The organism is Herbaspirillum chlorophenolicum, from assembly GCF_001189955.1.
In the GTDB taxonomy this organism is placed as follows: Bacteria; Pseudomonadota; Gammaproteobacteria; order Burkholderiales; family Burkholderiaceae_D; genus Herbaspirillum; species Herbaspirillum chlorophenolicum.
Genome location: NZ_LFLT01000149.1, coordinates 1 through 999, shown reverse-complemented (window position 1 = coordinate 999; position 999 = coordinate 1). Strand labels below are relative to the sequence as shown.

Below are 999 nucleotides of genomic sequence, written 5' to 3'. Positions count from 1 at the left end.
CCATGAAAGTTTTTTACGACAAAGACGCAGACCTGTCCCTGATCAAGAACAAGAACGTGACCATCATCGGTTACGGTTCGCAAGGCCACGCGCACGCGCTGAACCTGAAGGATTCGGGCTGCAAGGTCACCGTTGGCCTGCGCAAGGGCGGCGCGTCGTGGAGCAAGGCCGAGAAGGCCGGCCTGAAGGTCGCGGAAGTCAACGACGCGGTCAAGGAAGCCGACGTCATCATGATCCTGCTGCCGGACGAGAACATCGGCCAGGTCTATGCAGAAAACGTCGCACCGTACGCCAAGCAAGGCGCGACCGTGGCATTCGCGCACGGTTTCAACATCCACTACGGCCAAGTCGTGCCGCGCGCCGACCTGGACGTGATCATGATCGCCCCGAAGGCGCCTGGCCACACCGTGCGTTCGACCTACAGCCAGGGTGGCGGCGTGCCGCACCTGATCGCCGTGTACCAGGACAAGTCGGGCACCGCGCGTGACGTGGCCCTGTCGTACGCCACCGCCAACGGCGGCGGCCGTGCCGGCATCATCGAAACCAACTTCCGCGAAGAAACCGAAACCGACCTGTTCGGCGAACAGGTTGTGCTGTGCGGTGGTACCGTGGAACTGATCAAGGCCGGTTTCGAAACCCTGGTGGAAGCCGGCTACGCGCCGGAAATGGCCTACTTCGAGTGCCTGCATGAACTGAAGCTGATCGTCGACCTGATCTACGAAGGCGGCATCGCCAACATGAACTACTCGATCTCGAACAATGCAGAGTACGGCGAATACGTGACCGGCCCGCGCATCATCAACGAAGAGAGCAAGAAGGTCATGAAGCAAGTGCTGACCGACATCCAGACCGGCGAATATGCCAAGAGCTTCATCCTGGAAAACAAGGCTGGCGCACCGACTCTGCTGTCGCGTCGCCGCATCAACGCCGAGCACCAGATTGAAGTCGTGGGCGAGAAGCTGCGCGCCATGATGCCCTGGATCAAGGCGAACAAGCTGG

General features: G+C 60.7%; 1 protein-coding gene. It reads left to right on the top strand.

Annotation, left to right across the window (positions count from 1 at the left end; translation table 11 throughout):
- Positions 1–2 precede the first annotated feature (2 nt).
- On the top strand, positions 3–999 hold a 997-nt coding region (ilvC, locus tag AKL28_RS23615; protein WP_050470708.1), incomplete at its 3' end, for a ketol-acid reductoisomerase.